Origin of the sequence: Kluyvera sp. CHPC 1.2972, from assembly GCF_036759925.1 — a bacterium.
Lineage (GTDB): Bacteria > Pseudomonadota > Gammaproteobacteria > Enterobacterales > Enterobacteriaceae > Kluyvera.
Genome location: NZ_JAPKIB010000011.1, coordinates 37,682 through 58,306, shown reverse-complemented (window position 1 = coordinate 58,306; position 20,625 = coordinate 37,682). Strand labels below are relative to the sequence as shown.

General features: G+C 55.6%; 17 protein-coding genes. 4 read left to right on the top strand and 13 right to left on the bottom strand.

Annotated features, from left to right (window positions below; genetic code table 11):
- Window positions 1-67: 67 nt before the first annotated feature.
- The 4 genes from nrdD to treR all read right to left on the bottom strand — a co-directional run bounded on the left by nrdD (window position 68) and on the right by treR (window position 6,863).
- Window positions 68-2,206, bottom strand: a complete 2,139-nt coding sequence (gene nrdD / locus V6944_RS16520; RefSeq protein ID WP_333499727.1) for an anaerobic ribonucleoside-triphosphate reductase — start codon at window positions 2,204-2,206, stop codon at window positions 68-70.
- A gap of 396 nt (window positions 2,207-2,602) precedes the next feature.
- Window positions 2,603-4,246, bottom strand: a complete 1,644-nt coding sequence (gene treC / locus V6944_RS16515) for an alpha,alpha-phosphotrehalase (protein WP_333499726.1) — start codon at window positions 4,244-4,246, stop codon at window positions 2,603-2,605.
- Between the two features lie 54 nt (window positions 4,247-4,300).
- Complete coding sequence (gene treB / locus V6944_RS16510; RefSeq protein WP_185669153.1) at window positions 4,301-5,722, bottom strand: PTS trehalose transporter subunit IIBC; 1,422 nt, start codon at window positions 5,720-5,722, stop codon at window positions 4,301-4,303.
- A 193-nt stretch (window positions 5,723-5,915) separates the two neighbouring features.
- Entirely contained in the window at window positions 5,916-6,863 is a 948-nt protein-coding gene (gene treR, locus V6944_RS16505) for a trehalose operon repressor TreR (RefSeq protein WP_333499725.1), read from the bottom strand.
- Between the two features lie 355 nt (window positions 6,864-7,218).
- Between treR and mgtA the strand changes: the two genes are divergently transcribed.
- Window positions 7,219-9,927, top strand: a complete 2,709-nt coding sequence (mgtA, locus tag V6944_RS16500; protein ID WP_333499724.1) for a magnesium-translocating P-type ATPase — start codon at window positions 7,219-7,221, stop codon at window positions 9,925-9,927.
- A gap of 73 nt (window positions 9,928-10,000) precedes the next feature.
- Here mgtA and ridA read toward each other — a convergent pair whose 3' ends face one another.
- From ridA to V6944_RS16480, 4 genes are all read right to left on the bottom strand, one after another.
- Entirely contained in the window at window positions 10,001-10,387 is a 387-nt protein-coding gene (gene ridA / locus V6944_RS16495; RefSeq protein ID WP_000047541.1) for a 2-iminobutanoate/2-iminopropanoate deaminase, read from the bottom strand.
- Between the two features lie 73 nt (window positions 10,388-10,460).
- The gene (gene pyrI / locus V6944_RS16490; RefSeq protein ID WP_123651198.1) at window positions 10,461-10,922 is read right to left on the bottom strand and encodes an aspartate carbamoyltransferase regulatory subunit; all 462 of its coding nucleotides are present in this window, start codon (window positions 10,920-10,922) and stop codon (window positions 10,461-10,463) included.
- 13 nt (window positions 10,923-10,935) lie between these two features.
- Complete coding sequence (pyrB, locus tag V6944_RS16485; protein ID WP_333499723.1) at window positions 10,936-11,871, bottom strand: aspartate carbamoyltransferase; 936 nt, start codon at window positions 11,869-11,871, stop codon at window positions 10,936-10,938.
- Between the two features lie 36 nt (window positions 11,872-11,907).
- Window positions 11,908-12,012: a pyrBI operon leader peptide gene (locus V6944_RS16480; protein WP_072351778.1), complete on the bottom strand. Its 105-nt coding sequence runs from the start codon at window positions 12,010-12,012 to the stop codon at window positions 11,908-11,910.
- 263 nt (window positions 12,013-12,275) lie between these two features.
- Here V6944_RS16480 and V6944_RS16475 point away from each other — a divergent pair, with 263 nt between their 5' ends.
- Window positions 12,276-12,728, top strand: coding sequence for a YhcH/YjgK/YiaL family protein (locus tag V6944_RS16475; RefSeq protein WP_185669164.1), 453 nt, complete (start codon window positions 12,276-12,278; stop codon window positions 12,726-12,728).
- Window positions 12,729-12,813: 85 nt separating this feature from the next.
- Here V6944_RS16475 and argF read toward each other — a convergent pair whose 3' ends face one another.
- Window positions 12,814-13,818 (bottom strand): ornithine carbamoyltransferase, encoded by a 1,005-nt coding sequence (gene argF / locus V6944_RS16470; protein WP_333499722.1) that lies wholly within the window; start codon window positions 13,816-13,818, stop codon window positions 12,814-12,816.
- A 160-nt stretch (window positions 13,819-13,978) separates the two neighbouring features.
- Between argF and rraB the strand changes: the two genes are divergently transcribed.
- Both rraB and miaE read left to right on the top strand, forming a co-directional pair.
- On the top strand, window positions 13,979-14,401 hold the full coding sequence (gene rraB / locus V6944_RS16465; RefSeq protein ID WP_035892780.1) for a ribonuclease E inhibitor RraB: 423 nt from the start codon (window positions 13,979-13,981) through the stop codon (window positions 14,399-14,401).
- 52 nt (window positions 14,402-14,453) lie between these two features.
- Complete coding sequence (gene miaE, locus V6944_RS16460) at window positions 14,454-15,212, top strand: tRNA isopentenyl-2-thiomethyl-A-37 hydroxylase MiaE (RefSeq protein ID WP_333499721.1); 759 nt, start codon at window positions 14,454-14,456, stop codon at window positions 15,210-15,212.
- A 3-nt stretch (window positions 15,213-15,215) separates the two neighbouring features.
- Here the strand turns inward: miaE and V6944_RS16455 are convergent, their stop codons facing one another.
- The 4 genes from V6944_RS16455 to holC form a co-directional block, all read right to left on the bottom strand.
- A complete protein-coding gene (locus tag V6944_RS16455) occupies window positions 15,216-16,379 on the bottom strand; it encodes a YjgN family protein (protein ID WP_333499720.1) in 1,164 nt (387 codons plus the stop codon).
- A gap of 218 nt (window positions 16,380-16,597) precedes the next feature.
- A complete protein-coding gene (locus V6944_RS16450) occupies window positions 16,598-17,101 on the bottom strand; it encodes a GNAT family N-acetyltransferase (RefSeq protein WP_333499719.1) in 504 nt (167 codons plus the stop codon).
- 198 nt (window positions 17,102-17,299) lie between these two features.
- Complete coding sequence (locus V6944_RS16445; protein ID WP_333499718.1) at window positions 17,300-20,155, bottom strand: valine--tRNA ligase; 2,856 nt, start codon at window positions 20,153-20,155, stop codon at window positions 17,300-17,302.
- Complete coding sequence (gene holC, locus V6944_RS16440; RefSeq protein ID WP_333499717.1) at window positions 20,155-20,598, bottom strand: DNA polymerase III subunit chi; 444 nt, start codon at window positions 20,596-20,598, stop codon at window positions 20,155-20,157. Before holC ends, V6944_RS16445 begins: the two co-directional genes overlap by 1 nt.
- Window positions 20,599-20,625: the final 27 nt, after the last annotated feature.

Here is a 20,625-nt window from a genome sequence, read left to right as displayed (position 1 = left end):
ACGGTGGTACGATGGTGCAGTGAACGGTTCCCTCAGCCTTAGGGGGGAGGGGAAAAACCGCTCGAACTTAACCGAGCTGCCCGTTACCCAGGTGCTTAACGCGGCGCTTCACTTCTTCCTGCTTACCGGCGTTGAACGGACGGGCGTCCGGGCTGCCGAGGTAGCCGCAGACGCGGCGAGTCACGGAGACGCGCGCAGCGTCGTGGTTACCGCATTTCGGGCAGGTGAAGCCTTTGCTGGTGCACTCGAACTCACCGGTAAAGCCGCACTCGTAGCACTCGTCGATTGGCGTGTTGGTACCGTAATACGGCACGTGCTGATAGCTGTAATCCCACACGTCTTCCAGCGCCTTCAGGTTGTGCTGAATGTTCGGGTACTCGCCGTAGCAGATGAAGCCGCCGTTAGCGATTGGCGGATAGGCCGCTTCAAAATCAATCTTGTCGTACGGGTTCACCTTCTTCTCCACATCGAGGTGGAAGCTGTTGGTGTAGTAGCCTTTGTCGGTCACACCCTCAACGAGGCCAAACTCGGCGGTGTCCAGACGGCAGAAGCGGTCGCACAGGTTTTCACTTGGCGTGCTGTACAGGCTGAAGCCGTAGCCGGTTTCATCTTTCCACTGGTCAACGGCGTCGCGCAGACGCTGAACAATCGCCACGCCTTTCTCACGCAGCATCTCGCTGTCGTACATATGCTGGTTGCCGAACAGCGCGTTGATGGTCTCGTGGATACCGATGTAGCCCAGAGAAATAGACGCGCGACCGTTTTTGAAGATTTCGGAAACGTCGTCGTCCGCTTTCAGACGCACGCCGCAGGCACCTTCCATATACAGGATTGGCGCCACGCGGGCCTTTACCCCTTCCAGGCGAGCGATACGAGTCATCAGCGCTTTACGCGCCAGCACCAGACGTTCGTCCAGCAGTGACCAGAACGCGGCTTCGTCGCCTTTTGCTTCCAGCGCGATGCGCGGCAGGTTGAGGCTGATTACGCCGAGGTTGTTACGGCCATCGTGAACCTGTTCGCCGTCTTCGTTTTCCCACACGCCGAGGAAGCTGCGGCAGCCCATCGGAGTTTTAAACGAACCGGTGACTTTCACTACCTGATCGTAGTTGAGGATGTCCGGGTACATGCGCTTGCTCGCGCATTCCAGTGCCAGTTGCTTGATGTCGTAGTTGGCATCGCCCGGCTTGTGGTTCAGACCATCGCGAATGGCGAAGACCAGTTTCGGGAACACCGCGGTTTTGCGATTTTTGCCGAGGCCCGCGATACGATTACGCAGAATGGACTGCTGAATCAGGCGGGATTCCCAGCTGGTGCCGAGACCGAAACCAAAGGTCACAAACGGGGTCTGGCCGTTGGCGGTATGCAGCGTGTTCACTTCATACTCCAGCGACTGGAAGGCGTCGTAGCACTCTTTCTCGGTACGAGAACGGGCATACTCTTCCGCGTTCGGGATCTGCCACTCTTCAGCGGTCTGGCGATGCTTGTTGAAGCTGGCAGTGACAAACGGTGCCAGCACTTCATCGATACGGTTGATGGTGGTGCCGCCGTAAATGTGGCTAGCCACCTGTGCGATGATCTGCGCGGTCACCGCAGTCGCGGTAGAGATGGATTTTGGCGGCTCGATCTCCGCGTTGCCCATCTTAAAGCCCTGCGTCAGCATGCCTTTCAGGTCGATCAGCATACAGTTGAACATCGGGAAGAACGGCGAGTAGTCGAGGTCGTGGTAGTGGATAACACCGCGCTCGTGCGCCATCACCACGTCGTGCGGCAGCAGGTGCTGGCGAGCGTAGTGCTTAGCGACGATACCGGCCAGCAGGTCGCGCTGGGTCGGGATCACTTTACTGTCTTTGTTGGCGTTCTCGTTCAGCAGCGCCGAGTTGGTCTGCTCAACCAGGCCGCGAATTTCCTGGTTCAGACGACCGCGTTTTTCGCGCTGGCTGTCGCGGTCGTGGCGATATTCGATATAGGCACGCGCGAGCTGCTTGTACGGCCCGGACATCAGCTGGTTCTCAACGGCGGTCTGAATCACGTTGATATCAACTTGCGCCTGGCCCTGCATTTGTTGGCTAACGATTGCTGCGACGGTGGCGCAATAGTCTGCGTCATCGACTCCCGCTGCTTTAGCTGCACGCAGAATTGCTTCTTTGATGCGCTCTGATTTGAACGGCACTTTACAGCCATCTCGTTTCATCACATGCGGTGTCATGATCACTCCAATTTTATAAGTACGTTATAAGAACAGGTTATCCACAGAGGCGGGAAAACGACGATTGGCGTAATCACTCCATTAACCAATACTTTCCCTCGTGTGCGGCCCAGGTTATCCACATACCGACTATCTTTTTGGTGATTATCATTTGTTACAATGATAGTCGATAAATACCATATGTTGGGCCGGGACGCATTTTAAGTTCTATATGTAGTGATTTGCATCAAAGATGTTTGCGCTTTTATTGATTCAGAACAAAGTAAAAATGCAAGAGTACAGATGGCAAGCGCTGAGGGTAATGTAAATTTTGCTGCTCAATAAACGTCCGGAAAAGGGCCGAAAAACAGCGTGATGCGAAGAAGCCCGGCAGCAGGGTGCTACCGGGCTGGAGGGTTAACGTTGAAGCCACCAGATAGCTTCAAACGGACGCAGCGTCATGCCAGCAGGGGTGTCGTAGTTGCTCATCAACACCTCACCATCGGTGGAGCCCGCCGGTGGTTCCCAGGCCTGCGGCTCACCGCTGAGGTTGGCGGCGACCAGCAGCGTTTGCCCCTGCCACTGACGGCGGTAGCACCACAGCGACGGGTGCTCAGGCAGCAGATCCTGGTAGTCACCCCAGGTCAGCACCGGTTCGGACTTACGCAGCGCAATCAGCTGTTGGTAGGCGTAAAACACCGAATCCGGCTCTGCCAGCGCGCGTTCGGCGTTGATCTCAGCATAGTTGTGGCTGACGCCAATCCACGGTTTGCCTTCGGTAAAACCAGCGTTAGGGCTAGCGTCCCACTGCATCGGCGTGCGGCTGTTGTCGCGGGATTTGCTGGCAAGAATCGCCAGTAGCTCGTCGGCGTCTCGTCCCTGCGCCAGCAGCTCGTTATACATGTTGTGGCTCTCCACGTCGCGGTACTGCTCAATCGTCGTGAAGTGCGGGTTGGTCATGCCAATCTCTTCGCCCTGATAGATGTACGGTGTGCCCTGCATCCCATGCAGCACCATCGCCAGCATTTTCGCTGCGGTGACGCGATGTTCACCTTCGTCGCCAAAGCGCGAAACAATGCGTGGCTGGTCGTGGTTACACCAGAACAGCGCGTTCCAGGCGCGGTTGTGCATCCCCTGCTGCCAGTGATTGAACAGCGACTTCAGCGCCACAAAGTCCGGGCGCGCCAGCGTCCACTTCTCGCCACCAGGGTAGTCCACCTTCAGGTGGTGGAAGTTAAAGGTCATCGACAGCTCTTTGCCGTCGAGAGAGGCGTACTGCTGGCAGTTCTCAAGCGTGGTCGACGACATCTCGCCGACGGTCATCAGGCCACGTGGCGTAAAGACATCGCGGCTGAACTCCTGCAGGAACTCGTGGGCGCGTGGGCCGTCGGTATAGAAACGGCGACCATCGCCCTGATGGTCGTCCGGGAAGCTTTGGTCTTTCGAGATCAGGTTGATAACGTCGAGGCGCAGGCCGTCAACGCCGCGATCGGCCCAGAACTCGCAGACCTTTTTCAGCTCGGCGCGGACCGTTTCATTTTCCCAGTTGAGATCCGCCTGCTCGGTGGCGAACAGGTGTAGATAGTACTGGCCGCTGGCCGCGTCCCACTGCCAGGCATTGCCGCCAAACTTCGATCGCCAGTTATTCGGCGGGGTGTCCGGCGTGCCGTCGCGCCAGATATAGAACTGGCGGTATGGGCTCTCTTTCTTCAGCGACGCTTTAAACCATGCGTGATGGGTGGAAGTGTGGTTGAGTACCATGTCCAGCACGATGCGAATCCCGCGCTGATGCGCCTCGGCAACCAGCTTGTCAAAATCGGCGATCGTGCCGTAAGAGGGGTCGATCTCGGTGTAGTTGGCAATGTCGTAACCGTTATCGACCTGCGGGGAAACGTAGAACGGCGTTATCCAGATGGCATCAACGCCGAGCTTTTGCAGATAGTCGAGACGTGAGGTGACGCCGCGCAGATCTCCCGTTCCGCTGCCGGTCGTGTCCTGGAAGCTTTTCGGGTAGATCTGGTAAATCACGCCGTTTTGCCACCAGTGAGGTAGTGTATTCATTCGGTTGTCCTCTAATAAGAATCAGGGGCGCAAGTGCGCCCCGAAGAAGGTGTGTTACATGACGGGCAGCGTGCCCTGACGCTCTTTGCGTTTGTAGACCATCACCGTCAGAAGAATCGGTACTACGATGGTGATAATCATGGCGATGCTGTAGACGCCCCAGAAGGTTGGCTTAATCGACAGGATGCCCGGCAGGCCGCCGACGCCGATACCGTTCGCCAGCACGCCGTACAGGCCGCACAGCAGGCCCGCGATGCCGGAACCGATCATGGCGCAGAGCATCGGGAAGCGGTACTTCAGGTTGATCCCGTACATGGCTGGTTCGGTTACGCCGAGGTAGGCGGAGATAGCCGCCGGAACGGAGATTTCACGCTCTTTGGCCTTACGGCTGCAAATGATAATGCCGACGACGGCAGAGGCCTGCGCGATGTTTGACAGGGCAATCATCGGCCACACCGGGGTGCCGCCCATGCTCTGAATCATCTGCATATCAATGGCCAGCGTGGTCTGGTGCACACCGGTAATCACCAGCGGCGCATACAGGAAGCCGAACAGTGCGGCGCCAATTGGTGCGAAACTGCCGGTCAGCAGGTGACGTACGGCGAAGGCAACACCGTCGCCAATCAAGCGACCAAATGGCCCGATAATCGCGTGAGCAAGGAATACCGCTAGAATCAGCGAGCATACCGGTACGATGACCAGGTAGAGGTAGTCCGGCACGATGCGCTTAAGGCGCGTCTCAATAAAGCCGAGGGTCAGACCCGCCAGCAGCGCCGGGATAACCTGCGCCTGGTAGCCGACTTTAGCGATGGTAAACAGGCCGAAGTTCCACACTTCTGGAACCTGCTGACCTAACAGGTAGGCGTTCATCAGCTGCGGAGAAACCAGCGTGACGCCGAGCACGATGCCGAGGATCGGCGTGCCGCCCATTTTCTTCACCGCAGACCAGCAGATACCGACCGGCAGATAGAAGAAGATCGCCTCACCAATCAACCACAGGAAGTCATAGATGGTTTGCAGCGACGGGTGCATCTGCGCCAGCGTCTGGCCGTTGCTCATCGGCAGGTCGCCGATCACGTTGCGGAAGCCTAAGATCAAGCCCCCGCTGATAAGCGCTGGCAGCAGCGGGAAGAAGATCTCAGCGAAGTGAGAAATCATCTGCTCGTGCCATTTCATATTCTGGCGAGCCGCCGTTTTGGCCTGCTCTTTGTCCGCACCGGTCTGGCCGGTGGTGGCAAGCAGCGCCTGATAGTAGTCGCCCACTTCCGTGCCGATAACCACCTGGAATTGCCCGGCGTTGGTGAAGCAGCCTTTGACCATCGGCAGCTCTTCGATAGCTTTCGGGGAGGCCTTGGCCGGATCGTTAAGCACAAAGCGCAGGCGCGTGATGCAGTGGCTGACGGTGGCGATGTTCTCGCGCCCGCCAACCAGCTCGATAAGTTTATCGATGTTCTTTTGGTCTATTTTTTTGCTCATGATAGGGCCTTAAAACAGAGGTGAGATCTCCCCGATACCGCCACTTCAGATGCACTTGTTAGCGAGACATCTGACGGACTCAGGATCGAACCGTTATTAATACGCTGAATATTAGCCTAACGGGTTTGCGGTTTCGGGAAAATGGGAACGTTCCCGAAACGCTGCGGCGATCACATTAAAGCTGATGTTAAGCTTAGGACAGAATGGCGGGGATCACGATCTGATGCGGTTCGCTCTTACCGCTGATCTGGGCGATCAGCTGCTCTGCGGCGCGGTGTCCGGCCTCGGCGTAGCCGGGATCGACGGTGATAATTTCCGGGTGCAGGAATTTGGTCAGCGGCGTGTTACCGACGCTCGCTAACTGGACGTTGTCGATGCGCTGCTCCTGAAGGTACTTACTCACGCCGAGAGCGAGGGTGTCCGTCGCGCAGATAAGCGCGGTGGTCTCTGGGGTGATAACCTGGCTTGCGAAGTCGTAGCCCTGCTTCATCGCCAGGCCCGGCAGTGCGGCGACCGGCGTCAGCTTGTGGCGTTTGCAGAACGCCTGATAGGCATCGTGACGCCGCTGCCCGGTGGTGACGTCGGCAGGAGGAACGCCGAGGAAACTAATATGGCGATGGCCCACTTCGAACAGGCGCTGCATCAGTTGCGTAATCGCCCCGGTGTCGTCATAACAGACGGAGGCAAAACCGTTGGCATCACGGGCCATCAGCACCAGCGTCGAGTGCCAGTCGCCCAGAATCTCCTCGGTCACGCCGGTAAAGCCAAACAGGATCACGCCGTCGATATTGCGGCGTTTCAGCATCGCCAGATGCTCGGTCACTTTCTCCGGCGAGAACTGGCTTTCCATCATGATAGGGTCGTAGCCCTGCTCGTAGAAGGCCGGCAGCATGGTCTGTACCGCCAGGTTTTCCGACAGCGAATCCAGACGGGTGACGATAATCGCCACCACCTTATCGCTTTGCCCGCGCATGGCGCGCGCGGAGCGTGAAGGGGAGAAGCCGTGCTGCACCATGACGGCTTCGACGCGTTCACGGGTGCGATCGCTCACGCCGCTTTCATTATTCAGCACGCGGGAGACGGTTGATTTCCCGACACCGCTCAGGCGAGCGATATCTTTAATAGTCAGCCGATTTTCCATAATAGTTGCCCCGCGTGAATATTTTATGCCGTCTACCTGATGGTTGACGTACCGTTGAATTGCCTGACGTTATTATATCGCTCTAATAGTCACAAACCTTATGAATTTCTGCGTATAATCCGCGGCGTTTTCTATTATCAATCTTACCGGAGGCTGTATGGATCCCGATCCCACCCGTCTCTCCATCTGGAGAGTAACTTTCCGGTAAGCCAGCTTTTCGCTGCCTTGCCGATGATGTGAGGCAGTGACACGTCTTAATGTCCCTGCAATAAAAATGAAGTGCCTTTACGGTACAGATTCACTGTGCCCGTAGGCCTGTCTGCGGTTGCCTCCGGCGACTGCGGAGGACTTTTGTATGCTGAAAAATTTAACCCGGCAGCTGTTCGCGCAGCTTGGCCGCCATTTGCCGCGCCGTCTGGTACAGCGCGATCCTATGCCTTCTCAGCAGAGCGTTGCTCACACACCTATTCCGCCATCGCTCAGCGAACAGTGCCTGAAAATGGCGCACCTCAGCGAACAGGCGTTGTGGGAAACCTTTAACACCCATCCGGAAGGGCTGAACGCCGCGGAAGTCGAACAGGCGCGCGTGGCGCATGGTGAAAACAAGCTGCCCGCGCAGCAGCCGCAGCCGTGGTGGGTGCATCTGTGGCTCTGCTACCGTAACCCGTTCAACATCCTGCTGACCGTGCTGGCCGCCGTCTCTTACGCGACGGAAGATCTGTTCGCGGCGGTGGTCATCGTGCTGATGGTGGGCATTTCCACGCTGCTGAATTTTGTCCAGGAAGCTCGTTCGACCAAAGCGGCAGACACCCTGAAAGCGATGGTGAGCAACACCGCGACGGTGCTGCGCGTCATCAATGATAAGGGCGAGAGCAGCTGGGTGGAACTGCCTATCGACCAACTGGTGCCGGGCGACATTATCAAACTGGCGGCGGGGGACATGATCCCGGCCGACCTGCGCGTGATTCAGGCGCGCGATCTGTTCGTGGCGCAGGCCTCGCTGACCGGCGAATCCTTGCCGGTTGAGAAAGTGGCGCATACCCGCGAGCCGGATCAAACCAACCCGCTCGAGTGCGACACCCTGTGCTTTATGGGCACTAACGTGGTGAGCGGCACCGCGCAGGCGATGGTGATTGCCACCGGGGCCAACACCTGGTTTGGGCAACTGGCTGGTCGCGTAAGCGAGCAGGAAAGCGAGCCGAATGCGTTCCAGAAAGGCATCAGCCGCGTCAGCATGCTGCTGATCCGCTTTATGCTGGTGATGGCGCCTATCGTGTTGGTAATCAACGGTTATACCAAAGGCGACTGGTGGGAAGCGGCGCTGTTTGCCCTCTCCGTGGCGGTGGGCCTGACCCCAGAAATGCTGCCGATGATTGTCACCTCAACGCTGGCGCGCGGGGCGGTGAAGCTGTCAAAACAGAAGGTTATCGTTAAACACCTCGACGCGATTCAGAACTTTGGCGCGATGGACATCCTCTGCACCGACAAAACCGGGACGCTGACCCAGGATAAAATCGTGCTGGAGAACCACACCGATATCTCCGGCAAGGTGAGCGAGCGTGTGCTGCAAACCGCATGGCTCAACAGTCACTACCAGACCGGGCTGAAAAATCTGCTGGATACCGCAGTGCTGGAAGGGGTGGATGAAGTGGCGGCCCGTGAGCTGTCGACCGCCTGGCAGAAAGTGGATGAGATCCCGTTTGATTTCGAACGTCGCCGCATGTCGGTGGTGGTCAGTGAAAAAACGGATGTACACAAGCTGATTTGCAAAGGGGCGCTGCAGGAGATCCTCAACGTCTGTACGCAGGTCTACCATAACGGTGAAATCGTGCCACTGGACGAGACCATGCTGCGCCGCATCAAACGCGTGACCGATACCCTGAATCGTCAGGGGCTGCGCGTGGTGGCGGTGGCGAGCAAGTTCCTGCCAGCGCGTGAAGGCGACTATCAGCGCATTGATGAGTCCGATCTGATCCTCGAAGGCTATATCGCCTTCCTCGATCCACCGAAAGAGACCACCGCACCGGCACTGAAAGCGCTGAAAGCGAGCGGCATCACCGTGAAAATTCTCACCGGCGACAGTGAGCTGGTGGCGGCGAAAGTGTGCCATGAAGTGGGGCTGGATGCGGGCGATGTGATTGTTGGCAGCGAGATTGAGCACCTGAGCGATGACGAGCTGGCGAAGCTTGCCCAGCGCACCACGCTGTTTGCTCGCCTGACGCCGATGCATAAAGAGCGCATCGTGACGCTGCTGAAACGCGAAGGGCACGTGGTGGGCTTTATGGGCGACGGCATCAACGATGCACCGGCGCTGCGTGCGGCGGATATCGGTATTTCCGTGGACGGTGCGGTAGATATCGCCCGTGAAGCGGCGGATATTATCCTGCTGGAAAAGAGCCTGATGGTGCTGGAAGAGGGGGTGATCGAAGGGCGTCGTACCTTCTCGAACATGCTGAAGTACATCAAGATGACCGCCAGTTCCAACTTCGGTAACGTCTTCAGCGTGCTGGTGGCCAGCGCCTTCCTGCCGTTCCTGCCAATGTTGCCGTTACACTTGCTGATTCAGAACCTGCTGTACGATGTATCCCAGGTGGCGCTGCCGTTCGATAACGTCGATGACGAACAGATTCGTAAACCGCAGCGCTGGAACCCGGCCGATCTGGGGCGCTTTATGGTGTTCTTCGGGCCAATCAGCTCCATCTTCGATATTCTGACTTTCTGCCTGATGTGGTGGGTGTTTAAAGCTAATACGCCAGAAATGCAGACCTTGTTCCAGTCCGGCTGGTTTATTGAAGGGCTGCTGTCGCAGACGCTGATTGTGCATATGATTCGTACCCGCCGCATTCCGTTTGTGCAGAGCCGCGCCGCGTGGCCGCTGTTTGCCATGACGCTGCTGGTGATGGCGATTGGTATCGCGCTGCCGTTCTCGCCGCTGGCAAGCTATCTGCAATTAGAAGCGCTGCCGCTGAGCTACTTCCCATGGCTGGTGGCGATTCTGGTGGGGTATATGACCTTCACGCAGATGGTGAAAGGGTTCTTCACCCGCCGTTATGGCTGGCAGTAATTGGTGATGGAAACCCACAGCACTAAAACAAAAAAGGCAGCCATTGGCTGCCTTTTCTTCATACTGCGTGCAATCAGCGACGCACGGCAATCGCTTCGATTTCAATCTTCACGTCTTTCGGCAGACGGGCCACTTCTACGCAAGAACGCGCTGGGAAGGTGGCATTGTGCTCGGTGAAGAAGGCTTCGTAAGTAGCGTTAACGGTCGCGAAATCGTTGAGATCTTTAACGAATACGGTGGTTTTCACGATATCGCCCACTTTCAGGCCAGCGGCCTCAACGATAGCTTTCACGTTTTCCAGCGACTGACGCGCCTGAGCAGATACGTCTTCCGGCACGCTGCCGGTTTTCGGGTCTACCGGGATCTGACCGGAAGTGATGATCATGCTGCCCAGGTCAACGCCCTGAACGTATGGGCCGATAGCTGCTGGTGCATTTTCCGTCGCAATAGTTTTGCTCATGATATCTCCAGATGAACTGCAGTATTAAGGTGTTAGCCATTATAGAGAGGCCACATTTCAATACCAACCGCAATTAGTTGGCCAGCACCACATAATGAGAAAACTCTTTTTCACAGTATTTGCATTTGAGCGCAACGTCATCGGCACGTTTTTTCACTGCAAAGCTAGAGGAAACCGGTTCGGCATGGCTGATACAGTTGCTGTTCGGGCATACCAGCACGCTCTCGATGCGTTCCGGCAGGCTCGGGCGCGACTTGCCCACCACTTCGTAGTTATCGATGCGGTTCACGGTCGCTTCTGGCGCGTACAGCGACAGTTGGTTGACCTGCTCATCGGTCAGGAAGGTGTTTTCGATTTTAATCAGGTCTTTACGACCCATCTCGCCGGACGGCAGGTTCAGGCCGATGGTGATGCGCTGGTCGGTTTCGGTCAGCTTAAACAAGGTCAGCAGCTTAAAGCCAACCTGGGCCGGGATATGGTCAATTACGGTGCCGCGTTTGATGGCTTCTACTTGTAATTTGTTATCGTGTGTCATCGTCATTTCCCCCTTACAGAGCCAGTTCGCTATTCAGTACCAGTGCCAGTAACGCCTGACGGGCGAAGATGCCGTTACCAGCCTGCTGGAAGTACCAGGCGTGCGGCGTCTTATCGACATCGGTGGTGATCTCATCAATGCGCGGCAGCGGGTGCAGCACCTTCATGTTATCGCGTGCGCCAACCAGATCCGCCGCGCGCAGGATGAACTGCGCTTTGACGTTGGCATATTCGGACGGGTCGAGGCGCTCTTTCTGTACGCGGGTCATGTAGAGAATATCGACCTCTGCCATCACCTCGTCGATGGCGCTATGCAGGCTCCAGGCAATGCCTTTCTCATCGAGCATATCGAGGATGTACTGCGGCATCGCCAGCGCGTCCGGGGCGATAAAGTAGAAGCGGTTACCGTTAAACTTCGCCAGCGCCTGGGTCAGCGAGTGGACGGTGCGGCCGTACTTCAGGTCGCCGACCATCGCGATGTTCAGATTCTCCAGACGGCCCTGGGTCTCCTGAATGGTGAACAGATCCAGCAGCGTCTGGGTCGGGTGCTGGTTCGCGCCGTCGCCAGCGTTCAGTACCGGAATGTTGCCGGAGAACTCGGTGGCCAGACGCGCTGCGCCTTCCTGCGGGTGACGCATCACGATGGCGTCGACGTAGGTGCTGATGACCGAGATGGTGTCGGCCAGGGTTTCGCCTTTTTTACCGAGCGAGGTGTTGGCGCTGTCGGAGAAGCCGACCACGCTGGCCCCCAGACGGTGCATGGACGTTTCAAAAGAGAGACGGGTGCGCGTCGAGGCCTCGAAGAAACAGCTGGCGATAACTTTGTGCTTCAGCAGCTCCGGCTGTGGGTTCGCTTTCAGGCTGGCGGCGGTCGCCAAAACCAGTTCAAGGTCTTCGCGGCTGAGATCGTTTATGGAAATGATGTGTTTTTGATACAGCGGATTAGCCATGTTTATCTCCTGACGACGGCGCAAAAAAAAAGCCCCTTAAATAAGGGGCTTTACGAATACGGATGCTACGGAAAGGAAAAACGGCAGGCCAGCGTCTGTTTTCAGACGCGGTAAGACGCGATGTCGTACACACTGAACCATAATTCCTCCCGGCAAAACGGGTGGCATTATACGCAGCTTTATCTGGCAATCAAGCGTCTAATTCACATTTTAATCAACGAAAACGATTCTCATGGAATGAGTATTCGATTTTTATGCGTATAAATTCACTTTTCATGCGGGGTGGCGAAAGTGTGCGCTAAATCAGCAGGGCGGCAGAATCATGATAAAAAGTACTGGTATGGTATCGCGAATTTACGTATAACAACTGAAAATTGAAACATTGTTTTATTCGTGGAGTCATCATGATTATTGGCAACATCCATCACCTTCAGTCCTGGCTGCCGGAAGAGCTGCGTCAGGCTATTATCCACCTTATGGCGAACGTTACCGATGCTACCCCGGAAGGGAAATATGACATCGACGGCAACCGCCTGTTCTATATGATCTCTGAGAACATGACCGAACCGTTTGCCGATCGTCGTGCGGAGTATCATGCACGTTATCTGGATATCCAGGTAGTGCTGAAAGGGCAGGAAGGGATGGCGTTCAGCACCCAACCTGCGGGCGAACCGGACACCGACTGGCTGGCGGATAAAGACATCGCGTTTCTGCCGGAAGGCGTGCAGGAAAAGATGGTGGTGATGAGCGAAGGTGACTTCGTGGTCTTCTATCCGGGTGAAGTCCACAAGCCGCTGTGCGCGGTGGGGCAGCCTGCGAAAGTGCGTAAAGCGGTTGTGAAACTTCTGGTCGAATGATGAACGGTAGCCCGGACGAGGTGCGATAGCGCCGACTCCGGGGTTTTCCCGGCGTCGCTGCGCTCGGCCGGGCTACATTGTGAGTTTATTTGCTTAGCGTTGCGACCATCACCGCTTTGATGGTGTGCATCCGGTTTTCTGCCTGATCGAACACAATGCTGGCCGGAGATTCAAAGACCTCATCGGTCACTTCCATTCCGCCGTGCATGCCGTACTCAGCGGCCATTTTCTTACCTACGGTCGTCTGGTCATCATGGAACGCAGGCAGGCAGTGCAGGAATTTTACCTGCGGGTTGCCGGTCAGCTTCATCATGGTGCTATTCACCTGATAGCCGCGCAGCAGCGCAATACGCTCCGCCCACTTCTCTTTGGCTTCGCCCATCGATACCCACACGTCGGTGTAGATAAAGTCCGCATCCTTCACGCCTGCAGCAATATCTTCCGTCAGGGTAACGTTGCCGCCGTTTTTCTGCGCCAGCGCTTTGCACTCTGCGACCAGGCTCGCTTCAGGCCAGCATTCCTGTGGTGCCATCAGACGCAGATCGAGACCGGTTAACGCTGCGGCTTCCAGCATCGAGTTGCCCATGTTGTTACGCGCATCGCCGGCATAAACCAGCGTCATTTCGTTGAACGCTTTGCCCGGCAGGTGTTCCTGCATGGTCAGCAGATCGGCCAACAGCTGGGTTGGGTGGAACTCATCGGTCAGGCCGTTCCACACCGGCACGCCGGAGTACTCGGCCAGCGTTTCCACCACTTCCTGACCGTAGCCACGGTACTGGATGCCGTCGTACATACGGCCCAGCACGCGAGCGGTGTCTTTAATCGATTCTTTGTGGCCAATCTGGCTGCCGCTGGATCCAAGATAAGTGACGCGAGCGCCCTGATCGTATGCGGCAACTTCGAAAGAGCATCGTGTGCGGGTTGAGTCTTTTTCGAAGATGAGCGCGATGTTTTTACCGGTCAGGTTCGGCGACTCCGTGCCGCTTTTTTTATCCGCTTTTAGCTTTGCTGCGAGCTGCAGCAGGGTGGTGATTTCTGCAGGGGTAAAATCGAGTAATTTTAAGAAGTTCTTTTTATACAGAGTAGACATAATTCCCTCACCTGGCTCAAGCCACTTATTGAATTAAAATTCACTTTATATGGATGAATATTCATTTGCAACCCCAATAACAAATCTTTATCGGAAAGGTGGAGGCAATGGCAACGGTATGTGACAATAAGAGTATCAGCCACATTATGAGGAACGAGCCATGGCAAACCCTGAACATCTGGAAGAACAGCGCGAAGAGACCCGTCTGATCATTGAAGAACTGCTGGAAGACGGCAGCGATCCTGATGCGCTGTACACCATCGAACATCACCTCTCCGCGGACGATTTCGAAAGTCTGGAGAAAGCGGCGGTAGAAGCGTTCAAGCTGGGCTACGAAGTGACGGAACCGGAAGAGCTGGAAGTGGAAGAAGGCGACACCGTGATCTGCTGCGATATCCTGAGCGAAAGTGCGCTGAACGCAGAGCTTATCGACGCGCAGGTTGAACAGCTGATGAACCTGGCTGAGAAGTTCGAAGTGGAATACGACGGTTGGGGAACTTACTACGAAGACCCGAACGGCGAAGAGGGTGATGACGACGACGAAGATTTTGTCGACGAAGAAGACGACGGCGTACGTCACTAAGTCATCACATTACCTACGGCAGCACCCGCTGCCGTAGGGCAAGGATTTCGGTATGGATTACCCGCAAATACTCTCCCCGGTTCTCAACTTCCTGCATTGCAAAACGCCTCAGGCATGGCTCGATAAAGCCCGCGATCCGGCCAATCTCCCTTTGCTGCTGACCGATCATTTAGTGTGCGAGCTAAAGGCGGCGCAAACCGCGATGCTGCTGGTGCGTAAATATGTGGCGGATAAAGAGGGGGCGCAGGCGCTGCTCGAATGGCTGAAACCCTATGAAGCTTTTACCTTTCGCGAGGGCGTTGAGCCAGATTTTACCGCGCTGCATAAGCAGATGGGGAAAAGCGCGATGCCGCAGACCGACGACCCGTGGGGACGGCAGCTTATCGATAGCATGGTGCTGCTGATAAAAGAGGAGCTACACCACTTCTCGCAGGTGCGCGAAGCGATGCTAAACCGCAATATCCCGTACGTGAAAATCACCGCCAGCCGCTATGCCAAAGGGATGCTCAAAGCGGTGCGTACTCATGAACCGCTTACCCTGATTGATAAGCTGATTTGTGGGGCGTACATCGAAGCCCGTTCCTGCGAACGCTTTGCTGCGCTGGCGCCGTATCTGGATGACGATCTGCAGGCGTTTTACCTGTCACTGCTACGTTCAGAAGCGCGGCACTATCAAGACTACCTGACGCTGGCGCAGCAAATCGCCGATGGCGATATCAGCGAACGGGTGCGTTTCTTCGGTGAAGTGGAAGCGTCGCTCATCACCTCGCCGGACGACGAGTTCCGCTTCCACAGCGGTGTGCCAGTGTAATGGTTAGAAGAACGGAAGCGTAGGGGCTGCTCCACGGGAGATCCGGGCGAAGATCCCGGTGTCCAGAGGACGTTCATCGTTGGTTAAGTCCAGTGCATTGAGCGAACCTGACACGCTGGTATGGTTTGCCTGGTAGCGTATAAGGCGTATTTTCAGCCAAGGATAGGCCAGCCCCAGCGTTATCAGGGAACCAAACGTCAAAAGCAGTAAATTGGTCGCGATGCCGAAAAAGGTGAGCGATGAGTGAAAACGGATGTCGTCGCCGAGGATGAGGTTATTGAACGCATAGTTGCGTAATGCAGAGAAAACATAGGCGGATGCAAGTAATATCCCTACGATATAGAGTAGGTAGACTAATGTGAACATGCCCATATAACCGTCCAGCGAGCCTGATAATAGACGGTGGAACGATGTGATAATTATTCTGCTAATGACTAATATGAATGGGATAAGAATAACCATTGAAATAATGGAAATGATAACGCATTTTGATGTTTTGATATTCAAATTAAATTTGTTAATCCCAAATGATGCATTCTTAGCAAATAGCTCTATCCAGTAGCGATACACAATTCCGTTCACGACGGCGATGACAATTAAGCCTAAAACAACGCAGCAGACAATCAGCGTTATAACGGCATCGATGCTTGATGGTGGCCCTATCAGGCGAACATAGCCGTTAAATAGGCCCAAGAGTAATAAAATGGTGACAATGGGGATGCCCATCATAACCCACCACACCCGTAACATTGAGCATTGGAACCCAAAACGGACGTTGTTCAGCGTGGTCATTGCCGCATGGTAGCTCAGACTCTTCACCATCATAAAAGGATAGAACAGCATGCACACCCAAGGGGCGAACACCACCTCTGCTGAATGGGTAATGGCTAATTCTATAAAACAGAGTGCCGCGATAATAATAGAAATAACGAGCCAACTGATGAAAATAGATCCGCCGCTGGCGTGATAGTTAAATCTGGCACCGTTGAGCTCCATGTTTTCGTAGAGATAACGACGGCTGCGGACAAATGCCCAGGGTAGAAAAATACCGCAGGTTATCATTGATAAAATAACATTAACCAAACAAATGATAAAAAATGAAGAGCCTTTTCCATAAAAAGTAAAGGCGTGAGTTTCTCTATTCTCTTTAGCGAAAGAGGGCGACATAAAACATCCTTGTTATTACGGTGGGGATAAAATAGAAAGTTCTTTATACAGGAAATGGTAAGAAATAAGAACTCAATGACTTATTTTCAGAATGATGCCCGATGGCACATATTCTATGGGAAAAAATGGTGAATCAGGCCAGCGGCGCGTGCCGCCGGCCTGATTCACCTGATGCTTTTCAGTCGGGATGCCGTAGGACAGAAACGCCCCTGTACAAGTCAGAGGGATTTTAACATCCGCACTTCACAGTCGACGTGCCCGGTGCAGCCCAGCGGCTCGGCGATGTGCTCGAACCCCAGGTGTTCATAAAGGCGGATGGCCTCGGTCAGAAACGCCGTGGTCTCGAGATAGCACTGTTTAAAGCCCTGCTCGCGGGCGTGCTCAAGCGCCATCAGCGCCAGCTTTTTCGCCAGCCCCTGACCGCGTACGCTCGGCAGGAAATACATCTTTTGCAGCTCGCAAATTTCCGGCTCGCTACAGCCTAACGGCGCCACGCCGCCGCCGCCCACTACCTGACCATTCTGCTCAACCACCCAGTAGGCCGCGCCCGGCTGGCTGTATACCTGAAACAGCTCGTCCAGATTGGGGTCGGCCACCGTGTAGCCTTTATCGGCGGTCAGGCCGTGCTCAGCGGAGACCTGGCGGATAACGTGGGCGATAGCGGCGTTGTCGCTGGCCGTAAGGCGACGCAGCGTTGCAGAGACAGGGGTAATGACACTCATAGCGAACTCATGACGTAAACGTGGAACATATGCAGTTAATAACACTGCGGGGAGGGGGAGTGCAAGCGAGGATAATTCAGGAGGGTGGAACCGTACTGTCGATAACCCGGAGTCGGCGCTGACGCGCCTCATCCGGGCTACTCGAAACCGTAGGCCGGATAAGCGTAGCGCCATCCGGCAAACGTACAGGCACGATTTTTACAGCGCGGCGATGACCGCCTGCTGCTCAATCAGCTTCGCTTTCGCTTCTGCGTAACCGTCCAGCTTCTCACGCTCTTTAGCAATCACCGCTTCTGGTGCACGCGCAACGAAACCTTCGTTGGAGAGCTTGCCTTCGATACGGGCAATCTCGCCTTCGATTTTCGCCACTTCTTTTGCCAGACGCGCCAGCTCATCTTCTTTGTTGATGAGGCCAGCCATCGGGATCAGCAGCTCGGCGCCGTCGATGATTTTGGTCACGGAGACCGGACCTTTGTCATCGGCTGGCAGCACGGTGATGCTTTCCAGACGGGCCAGGTTCAGCAGGAAGCTACGGTTGTCGTTCACACGACGCATCGCGTCAGCGCTGCAACCACGCAGCAGCAGCTCCAGCGGTTTACCCGGGGCGATGTTCATTTCCGCACGGATGTTACGTACAGCAACGATCGCCTGCTTCAGCCACTCGGTATCGGCCAGCGCGGCTTCATCAACCTGCGCGGCGTTATATTCCGGGAACGGCTGCAGCATGATGGTGTCTGCGGTGTTGCCACAAATCACTTTCACGCGCTGCCAGATGGTTTCGGTGATGAATGGAATGATCGGGTGCGCCAGGCGCAGCAGACCTTCCAGCACGGTGACCAGCGTATTGCGGGTGCCGCGCAGTTCAGACTCGGAACCACCGGTCATTACCGGCTTAGTCAGCTCCAGATACCAGTCACAGAACTGGTTCCAGGTGAACTCGTACAGGATGCCTGCAGCGATGTCGAAGCGGAAGTTATCCAGCGCTTCGCGGTACGCTTTAACGGTCTGGTTGAATTCAGCCAGGATCCAGCGGTCTGCCAGAGACAGGGTCATTTCGCCGCCGTTGAAGCCGCAATCCTGATCTTCGGTGTTCATCAGCACGAAGCGGCTGGCGTTCCACAGCTTGTTACAGAAGTTACGGTAACCTTCCAGACGTTTCATATCCCAGTTGATGTCGCGGCCGGTAGAGGCCAGCGCTGCCAGGGTGAAACGCAGGGCGTCGGTGCCGTGTGGCTCAATGCCGTCCGGGAACTGTTTTTCGGTACGTTTGGCAATTTTCTCAGCCAGCTGTGGCTGCATCATGTTGCCGGTGCGTTTCTCCAGCAGGTCAGCCAGGGAGATACCGTCGACCATATCCAGCGGGTCGATAACGTTACCTTTGGACTTGGACATCTTCTGGCCTTCGTCGTCACGAATCAGACCGGTCATGTAGACGGTCTTGAACGGAACCTGCGGCTTGCCGTTTTCATCTTTGATGAAATGCATGGTCATCATGATCATGCGGGCAATCCAGAAGAAGATGATGTCGAAGCCGGAAACCATCACGCTGGTTGGGTGGAACTGACGCAGCGCGTCGGTGTTTTCCGGCCAGCCCAGGGTAGAGAAGGTCCACAGTGCGGAGGAGAACCAGGTATCCAGAACGTCTTCGTCCTGACGCAGGGCAACGTCGGCGCCGAGGTTGTTTTCCTGACGCACTTCATCTTCGGTACGGCCAACGTAGACGTTGCCGTCGTTGTCATACCATGCCGGGATACGGTGACCCCACCACAGCTGACGGGAGATACACCAGTCCTGAATATCGCGCATCCAGGAGAAGTACATGTTTTCGTACTGCTTCGGTACGAACTGAATGTCGCCGTTCTCAACCGCTTCAACCGCCGGTTTCGCCAGCACGTCGGCACGGACGTACCACTGGTCGGTCAGCATTGGCTCGATAACCACGCCGCCACGGTCGCCGTAAGGAACGGTCAGATCGTGAGGTTTGATCTCTTCCAGCAGGCCCATCGCATCGATAGCCGCCACGATCGCTTTACGTGCAGCAAAGCGTTCCAGCTTCTGGAATTCAGCCGGGATAGCGTTGGAGTAAACGTCAGACTCTTCGCCTTTGGTGTCGTACACTTCCGCGGTTTCGCGGATGTCGCCATCAAAGGTCAGAATGTTGATCATTGGCAGGGCGTGGCGACGACCGACTTCATAGTCGTTAAAGTCGTGCGCAGGGGTGATCTTCACGCAGCCGGTGCCTTTTTCCATATCGGCGTGTTCGTCGCCCACAATAGGAATACGGCGGTCAACCAGCGGCAGCATGACAAATTTGCCAATCAGATCTTTATAGCGCGGATCTTCCGGGTTCACGGCCACGCCGGTATCGCCCAGAATGGTTTCCGGACGGGTGGTTGCCACGACCAGATAATCTTTACCGTCTGCGGTTTTCGCGCCGTCGGCCAGCGGATAGCGGATGTGCCACATGGAGCCTTTAGACTCACGGTTTTCCACTTCCAGGTCAGAGATGGCGGTGCGCAGTTTCGGGTCCCAGTTTACCAGGCGCTTACCACGGTAAATCAGGTCTTCTTTGTACAGGCGAACAAAGACTTCTTTCACGGCATTGGAAAGGCCTTCGTCCATAGTGAAGCGCTCGCGCTCCCAGTCAACTGAGTTGCCGAGACGGCGCATCTGACGGGTAATGGTACCGCCGGATTCCGCTTTCCACTGCCAGATTTTGTCGATGAACGCATCGCGACCGTAGTCGTGACGGGTTTTACCTTCCTCAGCGGCAATCTTACGCTCAACCACCATCTGGGTAGCGATACCCGCGTGGTCGGTACCGGCCTGCCACAGGGTGTTTTTGCCCTGCATGCGCTGGTAGCGAATCATGGTATCCATGATGGTTTGCTGGAAAGCATGACCCATATGCAAACTGCCGGTGACGTTCGGCGGCGGGATCATGATGCAGAAGGACTCTTTGCTTTCGTCGCCGTTAGGCTTGAAATAGCCCTGCTGTTCCCAGTGCTCGTAAAGCGGCTGTTCGATATCTTGCGGGTTATATGTCTTTTCCATTATTTCCAGGTTGCCGTATTCAGGTTAAAACCAGCCACGCGGTAGGCTTTGTAGCGCTCGCGTGCCAGTTGTTTCAGAGTTTCTTCATAAGGGACGAAGTCTACCACTTCTGTGAAAGCGGTGGCAAAATCTGCAAAATCTACCCGCAGACTGATCAGTATATCCCGTGGGCTGCTGTTGCGCTTGGCAGGCCAGGCGATCTCCACCGGTGCACCGCCTCTTGGGCCTTCGCCCGCCAGATTATGCGGTACAAAACTGTCCGGAGGACGGCTCCACAGGGCTTCATCCAGGCGAATGGCCTGCTGCTCGTCTTCGCAGGCGATCAGCACGCGCTTGCCCGCGCGCCAACGTTCTGCGGCAATTTCACACACCAGCTGTTCGACGGCGCTGAGGTCGTCGACGGTGGTGTCATTGTCCAGAAGATAGAACGTCGCATTCTTCATATATGGGGCTTCTTGTGATGGTTTTAA